The organism is Streptomyces sp. NPDC003016 (assembly GCF_053591455.1).
The window spans coordinates 1-13,667 of sequence record NZ_JBSFTV010000015.1; the positions used below are offsets into that span (position 1 = coordinate 1).

Annotated in this window: 8 protein-coding genes; 3 read left to right on the forward strand and 5 right to left on the reverse strand. The window is 73.2% G+C overall.

The window, feature by feature from the left end; all coding sequences use genetic code 11:
- Window positions 1-223 precede the first annotated feature (223 nt).
- Window positions 224-3,442, reverse strand: coding sequence for a tetratricopeptide repeat protein (locus ACWDZ4_RS15010; protein ID WP_451508820.1), 3,219 nt, complete (start codon window positions 3,440-3,442; stop codon window positions 224-226).
- Between the two features lie 105 nt (window positions 3,443-3,547).
- Between ACWDZ4_RS15010 and ACWDZ4_RS15015 the strand changes: the two genes are divergently transcribed.
- Window positions 3,548-5,578, forward strand: a complete 2,031-nt coding sequence (locus tag ACWDZ4_RS15015) for a thioredoxin domain-containing protein (protein ID WP_451508821.1) — start codon at window positions 3,548-3,550, stop codon at window positions 5,576-5,578.
- Between the two features lie 789 nt (window positions 5,579-6,367).
- Here the strand turns inward: ACWDZ4_RS15015 and ACWDZ4_RS15020 are convergent.
- Both ACWDZ4_RS15020 and trhA read right to left on the reverse strand, forming a co-directional pair.
- Window positions 6,368-7,003: a TetR/AcrR family transcriptional regulator gene (locus ACWDZ4_RS15020; protein WP_451508822.1), complete on the reverse strand. Its 636-nt coding sequence runs from the start codon at window positions 7,001-7,003 to the stop codon at window positions 6,368-6,370.
- Window positions 7,004-7,305: 302 nt separating this feature from the next.
- Window positions 7,306-8,016 (reverse strand): PAQR family membrane homeostasis protein TrhA, encoded by a 711-nt coding sequence (gene trhA, locus ACWDZ4_RS15025; protein ID WP_451508823.1) that lies wholly within the window; start codon window positions 8,014-8,016, stop codon window positions 7,306-7,308.
- Between the two features lie 220 nt (window positions 8,017-8,236).
- On the opposite strand from trhA, the gene ACWDZ4_RS15030 reads away from it, so the two are divergent.
- On the forward strand, window positions 8,237-10,111 hold the full coding sequence (locus ACWDZ4_RS15030; protein ID WP_451508824.1) for a phosphoenolpyruvate carboxykinase (GTP): 1,875 nt from the start codon (window positions 8,237-8,239) through the stop codon (window positions 10,109-10,111).
- A 225-nt stretch (window positions 10,112-10,336) separates the two neighbouring features.
- Here the strand turns inward: ACWDZ4_RS15030 and ACWDZ4_RS15035 are convergent, their stop codons facing one another.
- Both ACWDZ4_RS15035 and ACWDZ4_RS15040 read right to left on the reverse strand, forming a co-directional pair.
- The gene (locus ACWDZ4_RS15035; protein ID WP_451508825.1) at window positions 10,337-10,726 is read right to left on the reverse strand and encodes an SCO4983 family protein; all 390 of its coding nucleotides are present in this window, start codon (window positions 10,724-10,726) and stop codon (window positions 10,337-10,339) included.
- 80 nt (window positions 10,727-10,806) lie between these two features.
- The gene (locus tag ACWDZ4_RS15040; RefSeq protein ID WP_451508826.1) at window positions 10,807-12,018 is read right to left on the reverse strand and encodes a pyridoxal phosphate-dependent aminotransferase; all 1,212 of its coding nucleotides are present in this window, start codon (window positions 12,016-12,018) and stop codon (window positions 10,807-10,809) included.
- Window positions 12,019-12,114: 96 nt separating this feature from the next.
- Here ACWDZ4_RS15040 and mptB point away from each other — a divergent pair, with 96 nt between their 5' ends.
- Window positions 12,115-13,617 carry a polyprenol phosphomannose-dependent alpha 1,6 mannosyltransferase MptB gene (gene mptB / locus ACWDZ4_RS15045; protein WP_451508827.1) on the forward strand — a complete coding sequence of 501 codons (1,503 nt, stop codon included), beginning with the start codon at window positions 12,115-12,117 and terminating at the stop codon, window positions 13,615-13,617.
- Window positions 13,618-13,667: the final 50 nt, after the last annotated feature.

A 13,667-nucleotide genomic window follows, 5' to 3' on the forward strand; every position in this document is an offset into this window, starting at 1 on the left:
GTCCAGGCCGGCCTCCTCGGCGATGTGGACGAACCGCATGGGGCCGCCCGCGTCGAGAACCTGGATTACGGCGGTTCCCAGCCCGTCCGGCGCTTGAGGACCGGGGTCCGGGGGCGGAGCCCCTCACCCGGCGGAGCCGCACGGTGCCGCAGCGGGAAGGGGCGGGCGGGGAACACCGCCCCGCAGGGCCCCGCCCGGCACGCCCCGGCGGCGTCCGGAGCTGTCAGCCCCGCGCCCCGTCCACCGGCACGCCCATCACCTCGCGCGCGTGCCGGTTCGGCACCATGCCCAGGCGCCATGCCTGCCAGCCCTCCGCCAGGTCCACGCCCCGCTCCAGCACCAGCCCGTACGCCTCCGCGCAGTCCTCCAGCTTGCCGTCGCGCGTCGGATGTCCCGCGCGGACCAGCCGGGAGAGTTCTTCCCGGGCCACCGCCGTGCCGGCCTCCGAGCCGCCCGGCGATCCGAACGGCAGCAGCGTGCAGCGCAGGAAGCGCGCCCAGTCCGCGCCGCGATGGTCGGCGTACGACACGAAGAGGCGGATCGCCTCGTCGCACAGCTCCAGCGCCTGGGCGGGCCGGTTGTTGCCCGCGTCCACGATGGCCAGTTCCAGGCAGGTCCACGCCTCGCCGTGGGGGACGCCGATGCGGTGGAAGTCCGCGCGGGCGTCGGCCAGGAGCTGCCGGGCGAAGCCGGAGTTGCGGAGGTTGCCGGTCTGCGCGGCGCGCTGGTCGCGGGTGACGCGGCCCGAGTGGTGGCGGGCGCAGGCCAGCCCGTACACGTCCCGCATCCGGGAGAACATGGAGCGCGCCCGCTCCAGCTCGCGCACCGCCCGGTCGGCCTCCCCCAGCTCCTCCAGCGCCTGCCCGAGGTAGTACAGGGTCCACGCCTCGCCGCGCGCGTCCTCCGCCTCACGGTGACGGGACAGGGCCTGACGCAGCTGGTCGGCGGCCGGGGAGGGGTCGCCGTCCACCAGGCGCGCGCGGCCCAGCTGCGTCAGCGCCCACGCCTCGCCGCGCCCGTCGCGCGTACGCCCGTACAGCTCCAGCGCCGCGCGCAGCTGGTCCTCCGCGCGCGGTACGTCGCCCCTGCGCAGGTACACCTGGCCGAGCTGGAAGTGCGCCCACGCCTGGCCGTGCAGGCTCTCGCTCTCGCGGTGCAGGGTGAGGGCGGTGTCCAGGTGGCCGACGGCCACGGCGAGGTTCGTCCGGTCGCGCTCCACCGCGGCCAGCGCGTGCAGTGTCCACGCGCGGTCGGCGGCCAGCTCGTCCGCCGCCTGGAGCGCGAGCGCCTCGTCCAGCTTCGCCGCGGCCTCCGTCAGGTTGCCCTGGTGGTGGAGGGTGATGCCGAGCGAACACAGGGCGCGGGCGGCGCCCGCCTCGTGCTGGGCCTCGAAGTACAGGTCGACGACGGAGGACAGCGTCGTACGGGCCTTGTCGAGCTCGCCGAGCTGGCGGGCCGCGATGCCCGTGCGCCACTGCACGGAGCGGATCAGCAGCCCCTGGTCGACGGCCTGCGTCAGCTCGCTGATCTCACCCAGGCGGTACAGGTCACCGCGCAGCAGGCAGTAGTCGCACAGCGCGCCCAGCAGGTTCAGCACGGCCTGCTGGTCGACGCCCTCCGCGTGGCGCAGGGCCGCCGTGATGAAGCTCGACTCGTCGTCCAGCCAGCGCAGGGCGGCGTCGAGGGAGGTGAAGCCGTGGGCCCCGAAGTGGCCGGCGCGTGTCGACGTCTTGCCGTCCACCAGGCGGATCACCGAGTCGGCCAGCTCGCCGTAGTTGCGGATCAGCCGCTCCTGCGCGGCCGCCCGGTCCGCCGGTTCCTCCTCGTCGGCCAGCCGCGCCTGGGCGAAGGTCCGTACGAGGTCGTGCAGACGGTAGCGGCTGCCCCGGACGTGGTCGATCAGGCCCGCCCGCGCCAGCGCGGACAGCAGCCGCTGCGCCTCCTGCTCGGCGGTGCCCAGCAGCGCCGCCGCTGCCGCCGCGCCCAGGCTCGCCCGGCCCGCGAGCGCGAGGCGGCGCAGCAGGCGGCGGGCCGCGTCCGGCTGGTCGGTGTAGCGCAGCCACAGCGCGCGCTCCACCGGATCGACCGGACCGTACGCCGCCAGATCCGTCGCCAGCGCACGCGGCGAACGCGCCCCCAGCGAGGAGCCCGCGACGCGCAGCGCCAGCGGAAGCCCGCCGCACAGCTCGGCGATCCGGTCCGCCGACCGGGCGTCGTACGGCCCCTCCTTCTCCCCCGCCACCTCCCGCAGCAGCTCCTCCGCGCCCGCCGGGTCCAGCGCCTCCACCGGCAGCTGGTGCACCCACGCCGGGACGCCGGCGGGCAGATCGAGCGGCTCGCGGGCCGTCACCAGCACCAGGCTGTCCGAGCGCTCCGGCACCAGCGTGCGCACCTGCGCCGCGTCCGAGGCGTCGTCGAGCACCACCGTCACCGGCAGCCCCGTCAGATGCTGGTGGTACAGGTCGGTCAGCCGGCGCAGTTGCTGCTCCTGCGAGGAACGCTCCCGGAAGAGCAGCTGCTCGCGCGGCGCACCGAGCCGGTTGAGCAGATGCAGCAGCGCCTCGCGCGTCGACAGCGGCGGCTCGCCCGGCGTGTCGCCGCGCAGGTCCACCACGCACGCGCCCCGGAACTGGTCCCGCAGGTGGTGCGCCACCCGCACGGCCAGCGTCGTACGCCCCGAACCCGGCGCCCCGTGCAGGACCACGACCGTCGGCCGCGTCTCGGTGCTCGCCCGCGCCGCGTGCACCCACTGCGCGATCTGCGCCATCGCCGCCCGGCGCCCCGCGAACGGCCCGTCGGGCTCCGGCAGGTGCCCGAAGGACTGCTCCAGTACGGACCGTCCGCGCGCCGCCTGGCTGCGGTCGGCCCCGCGCAGCCGGCCGGCGACGGCGGTCTTGCGCGCCGGGGTGGGGCGGGCCGCGGCCAGCAGGACGTGCTGCTGGTCCAGGAACGGCCGTATCCCCCGTGTCTCCAGCGCCGTCAGCCACTCCAGCCGCAACTGCTCCGGCCCGCCGGGCCGCGCCATCGCACCGGCCCTCCGACGGGCGGCGGGCCAGTGCGCGGCGGTGACCCTGGTGACGGTGGCGGCGGCCCCGGCGACCGCGACGGCGGCCCCGGCACCGAGCGCGGTGCCCGTCTGCGTACCGAGCGAGAGGTCCGCGCCGACGGCGGCGACGGCGGCAACCGCCGTGACCAGGAACGGGGTGGAGAGATGCGCGCCGCTGAACCGTTCCGCCAGGGACTGCTGCCCGGCCTGCGCCTCGTCCAGCGCCTCGACGTACGCGGCGTACTCCTCGTCCGCGCCGGCCGCCATCGATTCCAGCGCGGCCCGCCCCCGCACCAGCAGCGCCTGGGCGTCGACACGGCCGCCCGACCGCCGTGCCTGTTCCTCGACCGCGCGCGCCAACAGCCGCTCGGCCTCCGCCCGGTGACTCTCCCGCATGTACGTCCCCCTCCGAGAGCAACGATCGCGCGTCAAGTGTCCTGCCCGGCGCGCGCCAGCGCGAGAGAGCAGGGGGATCGGGCGGGGTTCATGCAGGATGGAGGTATGCCGAACCGACTGGCGCACGAGACGTCCCCCTACCTCCTCCAACACGCCGACAACCCGGTCGACTGGTGGCCGTGGTCGCCCGAGGCCTTCGAGGAGGCGCGCAGGCGGGGAGTTCCGGTGCTGCTCAGCGTGGGGTACAGCAGCTGTCACTGGTGCCATGTCATGGCGCACGAATCCTTCGAGGACGAGCCGACCGCCGCCTACCTCAACGAGCACTTCGTCAACGTCAAGGTCGACCGCGAGGAGCGGCCGGACGTGGACGCCGTGTACATGGAGGCCGTGCAGGCCGCCACCGGGCAGGGCGGGTGGCCCATGACCGTCTTCCTGACCGCCGACGCCGCGCCCTTCTACTTCGGTACGTACTTCCCGCCCGAGCCCCGTCACGGCATGCCCTCCTTCCGGCAGGTGCTGGAGGGCGTCAGCGCCGCCTGGACCGGCCGGCGGGGAGAGGTCGACGAGGTCGCCGGGAAGGTCGTGCGGGATCTGAGCGGGCGCTCGCTCGCGTACGGGGCGCCCGAGCTGCCGGGGGAGGAGGAGCTCGCGCAGGCGCTGCTCGCGCTGACGCGGGACTACGACGCCACGCACGCCGGATTCGGCGGGGCGCCGAAGTTCCCGCCGTCCATGGTGGTGGAGTTCCTGCTGCGGCATTACGCGCGTACCGGTTCCGAGGGAGCCTTCCAGATGGCCGCCGACACCTGCGAGGCGATGGCGCGCGGGGGGATCTACGACCAGCTCGCCGGCGGTTTCGCGCGCTATTCGGTCGACCGCCAGTGGGTCGTGCCGCACTTCGAGAAGATGCTGTACGACAACGCGCTGCTGTGCCGGGTCTACGCCCACCTGTGGCGGGCCACCGGATCGGATCTGGCGCGGCGGGTGGCGCTGGAGACCGCGGACTTCCTGGTGGGCGAGTTGCGTACGCAGGAAGGCGGATTCGCGTCCGCGCTGGATGCGGACAGCGACGACGGCACGGGCAGGCATGTCGAGGGCGCGTACTACGTATGGACGCCGGAGCAGTTGCGTGAGGTGCTCGGGGAGCAGGACGCGCAGTTCGCCGCGCGGCTCTTCGGGGTGACGGAGGAGGGGACGTTCGAGGAGGGGGCGTCCGTGCTCCAGCTCCCCGTGGGGCCCGTGGGGGAGGAGGCGGCGGACGAGGCGCGGGTGGCCGGTGTCCGGGCGCGGCTGCTCGCGGCACGCGGGAAGCGGGAGCGGCCCGGACGGGACGACAAGATCGTGGCCGCGTGGAACGGGCTCGCGATCGCCGCGCTGGCCGAGACCGGGGCGTACTTCGACCGGCCTGACCTGGTCGAGCGGGCGACCGAGGCCGCCGATCTGCTGGTGCGGGTGCACATGGACGAGGGGGCCCGGCTGGCCCGTACGTCCAAGGACGGGCGAGTGGGTCCGAACGCCGGTGTGCTGGAGGACTACGCGGACGTGGCGGAGGGGTTCCTCGCGCTGGCGGCGGTGTCGGGCGAGGGGGTGTGGCTGGAGTTCGCCGGGTTCCTGCTGGACATCGTCCTCGACCAGTTCGTGGGGGAGGACGGGACGCTGTACGACACGGCTCACGACGCCGAGAAGCTGATCCGGCGCCCGCAGGACCCGACGGACAACGCGACGCCTTCCGGGTGGACGGCCGCGGCGGGCGCGCTGCTGGCGTACGCCGCGCACACGGGGTCCGAGGTGCACCGGAGTGCGGCGGAGCGGGCGCTCGGCGTCGTGAAGACGCTCGGGCCGCGTGCGCCGCGCTTCATCGGGTGGGGCCTCGCGGTGGCCGAGGCGGCGCTGGACGGGCCGCGCGAGGTGGCGGTGGTGGGCGCGGGCGACGACCCGCTGACGAAGGAGCTGCACCGGGCCGCGCTGCTGAGCGGGGCGCCGGGGGCGGTGGTGGCGGTGGGCGAAGTGGACAGCGACGAGTTCCCGCTGCTGGCGGACCGGGGGCCCGGCGCGTATGTGTGCCGGCACTTCGTGTGCGATGCGCCGACCTCGGACCCGGGGGCGCTGCGGGAGCGGATGGGCGAGACCCCGCGCTAGCCCCCCGCGGGGCCCGTGGAGTCCGCCGCGGGCCCCGCCGGTTCCGGCAGCCCCGCTGCGCGGAGCTGCCTCCGCCCCGCCCCGCCCCGCCCCTTCCCGAACCGGGGTTCCGCCCCGGGCCCCGGCCCTCGAATGCCGGACGGGCTTGATGTGCCCCCTGGGCGATTTCAGCCCGGCGGGTCCGGGAGCGGGGTCTCGGCCGGCACGGGGCCGGGCGGGTCCGCGTCCGGCGGGTCCGCGTCCGGCGGTAGAGCCGGCGGGCCACCAGCGGGAAACGGCCCGCGAAGACCACGGCCGTGCTGATCGCCCTGGCGGGTACGGGCGCGAGGCCGCCCCACCCGATGAACAGGGCCGCCAGTGACAGACGGGCCGCCAGTGACAGGCGGGCCACCAGGTCCGCGTCGCCCACCGCCGGGCAGGTGAGCAGGCGCACCGGTCCGCTGTGGTGGCCGCGTCGCAGGCGGTGGAGGAGCGAGTCGACGAGGACGGAGTTCCACAGGAGCCCGGCCTGGTCGGCGATGTTCTGGGCGGGGGCGTAGTGCGGGCCGCCCGGTCAGGCCGAAGACGGCTGCCCGTGCCCGCGGGCCGGAGGTGCGCAGCGTCACCAGGTGGCGCAGGAAGCGCAGGCCCTCGCGCACCGTCGACTTGGACTCGCCCGCGTGCCGCTCCCCGAAGGCGTACGGCACTTCGGCGATCCCGCGCGGCCCCGGCGGTCCCGTTGGCATCGAGGGCCCCGGTGGCCCCGGTGGCCCGGACCTCAGGCGGTCCGGGCCGCCGGCCCGTCCGCGGTCACAGCCGGAAGCCGTTGCCGAGGGTGTCCAGCGTGCGGTCGACGAGGCCGGCCAGGTCGTCCTGCCGGCCGTGCTCGGCCCAGTACACGGTCGTCTCCAGCAGAGCGGCGACGAATCCCATCGAGAAGACCCGCACTTCGAGGTCGTCCGCGCGCCGCCCCGTCCGCTCGGCCACGACCTCGCACAGCATGCGCCCGGTCGCGGACATGCTGTGCATCATCCGGGCGCGTACGGCGGGTACCTCGGTCAGCAGCTTCGTGCGCAGCAGCATCTCCTCGGGCTCGTGGTCGAGCGAGTGCCGCAGGGCCTGTGTCACCACGGTCCGCAGGGACTCGACGAGCGGTTCGCCGGGCGGGCGGGCGCGCAGGGCCGCTTCCACGAGCGGGTCGTACTCGTCGGTGATGACGATGTCTTCCTTGGCCGGGAAGTAACGGAAGACGGTCGAGGGGGAGACCTCGGCGGCCTCGGCGATCTGCTCGACGGTGGTGGCCTCGTACCCCTGCTCGGCGATCAGCCGGTAGGTCGCGGTACGGATCGCGAGTCGCGTCTTGAGCTTCTTGCGCTCGCGCAGACCCGGGCGGGGCGGTGCGGCGTCGGCGAAGGGGTGGGGGGTGTCGGCGGCCATGCCCGCCATTGTCGGGCATGGGCCCCGGGCCGCCCCGGCTGTCAGCGGGGCATGTCACGATGTGTGTGGGGTAGGTGTACGGGGTGTGAATTCGGTCAGGTGTGCGGAAGGGGGCAGCCGGGGTGAGGGGAATCGTCAACGCGTCGGCCGCGGTGGTGGCCGCGCTGTGCGTCGTGAGTTTCCTGCTGGGCGGCGGGGCCGCGGTGCTCGGGGTGGTGCTGGCGGTGGTCGCGGTCGTGGCATGGCGAGTGGCCGCGGCTTCGAAGCCGCGGCCACTGCGGGGAGGGCGGGTGCGGGGACCGCACGGGCCCTCAGGCCGAATAGGCCACCAGTGAGATGCCGATGTAGTGCGCGACGAAGGCGGCCAGGGTCAGCGAGTGGAACACCTCGTGGAACCCGAACCACCGCGGTGACGGGTTGGGGCGCTTGAGGCCGTAGATCACGCCTCCCGCGCTGTAGAGGAGGCCGCCGACGACCACCAGTACCAGGACGGTGATGCCGCCCGCGCGCATGAAGTCGGGGAGGAAGAAGACCGCGGCCCAGCCCATCGCGATGTAGCAGGGGGTGTAGAGCCAGCGCGGGGCGCCGACCCAGAAGACCCGGAAGGCGATCCCCGCGAGGGCCGCCGCCCAGACCGCCCACAGCAGCGTGCGGCCGGTGGACTCGGGCAGCAGGAGCATCGTGAGGGGCGTGTAGGTGCCCGCGATGATCAGGAAGATGTTGGCGTGGTCGAGCCTGCGCAGCACGGCCTCGCCACGCGGGCCCCAGGTGCCGCGGTGGTAGATCGCGCTGATGCCGAAGAGCATGCAGGCGGTCAGGACGTAGATCCCGCAGGCCACGCGGGCGCGGGTCGAGTCGGCGAGGGCGATGAGTACCAGGCCGGCGACCACGACGGCGGGGAACATGCCGGCGTGCAGCCAGCCGCGCAGTTTCGGTTTGACCGGGCTCGGGAGATCGATCTCGACAGGCCCTCGCCCGGGGCCGTCGGGGTTCGTGAGCTGATCGGACTCGGCGGAAGTCATACGCGCAATCCTACCTACGCGACCGTAGGTTACGACCAGGTACGGGTGCTGTGAGTGGCGATGCTCACGTGTGCGGCCCCCTGGACATATGGGCGGCCGGGTCGGATGATCAAATGAGTGCGGTCGGCACCGGATGAGCGCCAATGAGTCACCACGTGAAGCGTCCGGGTCGCAGCCCCCACGGGGCCTACACCTACATACCCCTCACTTAGGAGCAATCGTGGCGCGCGACAACGCGGCTCCCTCCCCCCGGCACTCCGACGAGCTTCGTGCGGGAGGGACCTCCGTCCTTCCGACGGACCACCAGGAGCTGATCTCCTGGGTCGACGAGATCGCAGCCCTCACCGAGCCGGACCAGGTCGTCTGGTGCGACGGCTCGGAGGCCGAGTACGAGCGGCTCGCCGAGGAGCTCGTCGCCAAGGGCACGTTCAAGAAGCTGGACCCGGTCAAGCGCCCGAACTCCTACTACGCCGCCTCCGACCCGAGCGACGTCGCCCGCGTCGAGGACCGCACGTTCATCTGCTCCGAGAAGGAGGAGGACGCGGGCCCGACGAACCACTGGAAGGCTCCGGCGGAGATGCGTGAGATCTTCGCCGGCGAGCAGGGCATCTTCCGCGGCTCGATGCGCGGCCGCACCCTGTACGTCGTCCCGTTCTGCATGGGCCCGCTCGGCTCGCCGCTGTCCGCCATCGGCGTCGAGATCACCGACTCGGCGTACGTCGCCGTCTCCATGCGCACCATGACCCGGATGGGCCAGGCCGTCCTCGACGAGCTCGGCACCGACGGCTTCTTCGTCAGGGCCGTCCACACCCTCGGCGCCCCGCTCGCCGAGGGCGAGGCCGACGTGCCGTGGCCGTGCAACTCCACGAAGTACATCTCGCACTTCCCCGAGGACCGCGAGATCTGGTCCTACGGCTCGGGGTACGGCGGCAACGCCCTGCTCGGCAAGAAGTGCTACGCCCTGCGCATCGCGTCCGTCATGGCGCGCGACGAGGGCTGGCTGGCCGAGCACATGCTGATCCTCAAGCTCACCCCGCCGAAGGGCGAGGCGGAGTCCCCCAAGTACATCGCCGCCGCGTTCCCGTCCGCCTGCGGCAAGACCAACCTCGCCATGCTGGAGCCCACGATCTCCGGCTGGACCGTCGAGACCATCGGCGACGACATCGCCTGGATGCGGTTCGGCGAGGACGGCCAGCTGTACGCGATCAACCCCGAGGCCGGTTTCTTCGGCGTCGCGCCCGGCACCGGCGAGCACACCAACGCCAACGCCATGAAGACCATGTGGGGCAACTCCGTCTTCACCAACGTCGCGCTCACCGACGACGGCGACGTGTGGTGGGAGGGCATGACCGAGGAGGCGCCCGCGCACCTCACGGACTGGAAGGGCAACGACTGGACCCCCGAGTCCGGCACTCCCGCCGCCCACCCCAACGCGCGCTTCACCGTCCCGGCCGGCCAGTGCCCGATCATCGCGCCCGAGTGGGAGGACCCCAGGGGCGTACCGATCTCCGCGATCCTCTTCGGCGGCCGCCGCGCCACCGCCGTGCCGCTGGTGACCGAGTCCTTCGACTGGCAGCACGGCGTCTTCCTCGGTGCGAACGTCGCCTCCGAGAAGACCGCCGCCGCCGAGGGCAAGGTCGGCGAACTGCGCCGCGACCCGTTCGCCATGCTGCCGTTCTGCGGCTACAACATGGGCGACTACATGGGCCACTGGATCAAGGTCGGCGCGGACAGGCCCGACCAGTCCAAGCTGCCCAAGATCTACTACGTCAACTGGTTCCGCAAGAACGACGCGGGCAAGTTCGTGTGGCCCGGCTTCGGCGAGAACAGCCGGGTGCTCAAGTGGATCGTCGAGCGCCTGGAGGGCAGGGCCAAGGGCGTCGAGACCCCCATCGGCATCCTGCCGGCCAAGGGCGCCCTCGACACCAAGGGCCTGGACCTCTCCGAGGAGGAGCTGGACTTCCTCCTCGCCGTCGACAAGGAGGTCTGGCGCGAGGAGGCCGCCCTGGTCCCCGAGCACCTCGACACCTTCGGTGACCACACCCCGAAGGAGCTGTGGGACGAGTACCACGCGCTGGTCCGGCGCCTGGGCTGATCCCCGGCGCAAGAGCCGACCGGTCTCCGCGGCCGGGCCTTCCGACATCCGCCCTGACCTGTGGGGTCACCGGCCCGTCGCGGCACGGCCCCCGAAGCCCCCTCACGGCTTCGGGGGCCTCCTTCGCGCCTGAACCGGCGCCGCTCCCGCGAAGGCGGCCGGGCGCCGGCGGGTCGATCGGTGGCACCCGGCCCGTACGCCGCTGAGGCACACGGGCCGGGGCCGTCAGTGGGCTCCGACGGGGCGGAGTTCTTCGAGCGCGGCCGCGTGTGCGTCCATGCGCTCGGCGGAGAGGATCGCGACCGCCGTGTCGGCGCGCGAGGCGGCGACGACCAGCGCGCGGCCCGCGAGCTCGTGGGCCCGGCGGTGGAGTGCGGCCGGGCTCGCGTGGGTGAGGCCGGCGTGCCGGGCGGGCGGGGCGCCGCGCAACCGGGCGACCTGGGTGGCGATGCGGTCGGCGGCGGCGTCGAGGCCCAGCTCGTCGGTGACCGCGAGAAGCGCCGCGAGGTGCCCGGCGAGCTGGATGTCCAACTCCTCCTCGCGGGAACGGTGCGGGAAGTCGGCCCGGTCCTCGTCCATGCGATGGACCGACTTGCTGCGGATCGGCTCGTACATGGGATGGCCTCCTGGCAGAGTCAGGAGACCATCCTACATTGGATTCTGTCTAAGGTTGATCCGAGTCGCGCTCGTCTCGCCTAGGGCTGCGCGTATCCGTCCAGGAAGGTGCCGATCCGTGTCACCGCGTCCGCCAGGACCTCCGCCGCCGGCAGCGTCACGATGCGGAAGTGGTCGGGGTCGGGCCAGTTGAAGCCCGTACCGTGCACCACCATGATCTTCTCGGCCCGCAGCAGGTCGAGGACCATCTCCCGGTCGTCCTTGATCCTGTAGACCTTCGGGTCGAGCCGCGGGAAGAGGTAGAGCGCGCCCTTGGGCTTCACGCAGGTGACGCCCGGAATCCGGGTGAGCAGCTCGTACGCCGTGTCCCGCTGCTCCAGGATCCTGCCTCCCGGCAGCACCAGGTCCTCGATCGACTGCCGCCCGCCGAGCGCCGTCGCCACCGCGTGCTGCGACGGCATGTTGGCGCACAGGCGCATGTTGGCGAGGATCGTGAGCCCCTCGATGTACGAGGAGGCGTGCGCCTTCGGGCCGCAGACCGCCAGCCAGCCGCTGCGGTAGCCGGCGACGCGGTAGTTCTTCGACAGCCCGTTGAAGGTGAGGGTCAGCAGGTCGGGGGCGACGGCTGCGGTCGGGGTGTGCGTGGCGCCGTCGTACAGGATGCGGTCGTAGATCTCGTCGGAGCAGACGACCAGGTTGTGGCGGCGGGCGATCTCGGTCAGGGCGCGCAGCATCTCGTCGTCGTACACCGCACCCGTCGGGTTGTTCGGGTTGATGATGACGATGGCCTTGGTGCGGTCCGTGATCTTGCGCTCGATGTCGGCGAGGTCCGGCATCCAGTCGGCCTGCTCGTCGCAGAGGTAGTGCACGGCCGTGCCGCCCGCGAGCGAGACGGACGCGGTCCACAGCGGATAGTCCGGCGCGGGGACGAGCACCTCGTCGCCGTCGTCGAGCAGCGCCTGCATCGACATCTGGATCAGCTCGGAGACGCCGTTGCCGAGGTAGACGTCCTCGACGTCGAGCTCGATGCCCTTGGTCTCGTAGTGCTGCACGACCGCGCGGCGCGCCGCCAGCAGCCCCTTCGCGTCGCCGTAGCCGTGCGCGCCCGAAAGGTTGCGGAGGATGTCCTCCAGGATCTCGGGCGGGCACTCGAAACCGAACGCCGCCGGGTTTCCGGTGTTGAGCTTGAGGATGCGATGACCCGCCGCTTCGAGCCGCATCGCCTCCTCCAGCACGGGGCCGCGGATTTCGTAACAGACGTTTGCGAGCTTCGTCGACTGGATCACCTGCATAACGGCCACCTTACGGGCGCGCGAAGGGAGCCGCCCGGTGTTTTTGGCCACGCGGCCCGGCCGGCCGTTCGTACAGCTCCGATAAATTGACCGGTCATGTGGACGCTGAGTGCTGTCGGGTATCGCCGGCTGGGTGCCGCCGGATCGGTCGCGGTGGCCGTGGGCGGCGTCGCCGCCGGAAGGCTGCCGGCCCGGGATCCGTGGGGGATGTGGGTTCCCCACGGGCCTGTGACGACCGGGGCGGCCGCCGTCCTGGCGTACCTGGGCCTGACCCTCCTGGTCGTGTCCTGGTGGCGGTACGGGCGCCTGGTCGCCCGGGGCGCGGCGGGCGGGGTGCGTGAAACGCTGGTCACGCTGGTCTGGTGGGCGGCGCCGCCGGCACTGGCCCCGCCGCTCCACAGCGCCGACGTCTACAGCTACATCGCCCAGGGCGCGATGGTCCTCGAAGGCCATGACGTCTACACGTCCGGACCTTCGGTCCTCGGCCCGGACGAGCTCGGAGCCGACGCCGCGGCCAGCGTCGGCGGCCACTGGACCGACACCCCCGCCCCGTACGGGCCCGTCTTCCTGGCCCTGGCGAAGGCGGTGGTGGGGGTCACGGACGGGCAGATCGTCCCCGCCGTGTTCGGGATGCGGCTCGTCGCCCTGGCCGCGCTCGCCCTGACCGCCTGGGCGACGCTGCACATCGCCCGCGCCCGTGGCGCCAGCGAGACCGGCGCGCTGTGGCTGGGCGCCCTCAACCCGCTGATGCTGGTCCACGTCGTGGGCGGCATGCACAACGACGGCCTGATGATCGCCCTCATGCTGACCGGCGTGGTGTGCGCGCTGCACGGACGGTGGATTCTCGCCGGCGCGCTCGTCGCACTGGCGGCGACGGTCAAGTCGCCCGCCGCCGTCGCCCTGCTCTTCATCGGCGTACTGGCCGTCCGCCGCACCTCCGGGCCGCTCCTGTGGCGCCTCGTCAAGGCGTTCGCCCTCCCCGGTCTGGTGGCCGGGGCGGTCGCCGTCGCCGCCACCCTGCTCAGCGGCACCGGTTTCGGCTGGCTGCGGACGCAGAGCGTCGCCGCGACCATCCACACCGCCCTCTCCGCCTCCAGCGACATCGGCCTGGGCCTCGGCGAGCTGACGCGCCTGCTGTTCGGCTGGGACCCGGACCCGGTCAAGAACGCGGTCCAGACGCTCGGCCTGGCCCTCGCGCTCGTCGTGATCGGTTACGCCGCCCTGGCGACGTTCCGCAGCGTGCGCCCCTGGCGCGGTGCCCCGCTCCCGCACCCGGTCCATGCCCTGGGCGTGGCCCTGCTGGCCCTGGTCGCCCTCTCGCCGATGGTGCAGCCGTGGTACCTGCTCTGGGGCATGGCGGCGGTCTCCGCCACCGCCTGGAACGGCCGGCTCGGCCGGATCCTGGCGGTGCTGTCCGCCGCCCTGGTCTACGAGACCCACCCCGACGGCAGCACCCCGGCGTACGGCTTCGTCGTCGCGGCCGCCGTGTGCGTGCTGGGCGCGGTGCTGCTGCGCGGGCGCGGGCAGGACGGCGAACCGTTCCGGGGCCCCGCCCCCCGGACGCCGGCAGCCGCGGCGCCGGAGGCCATAACGCGGTGAGGGGGGTCAACCGAGAGCTCGTGTACGCCTGTTCGCACTCCTACGGTTTC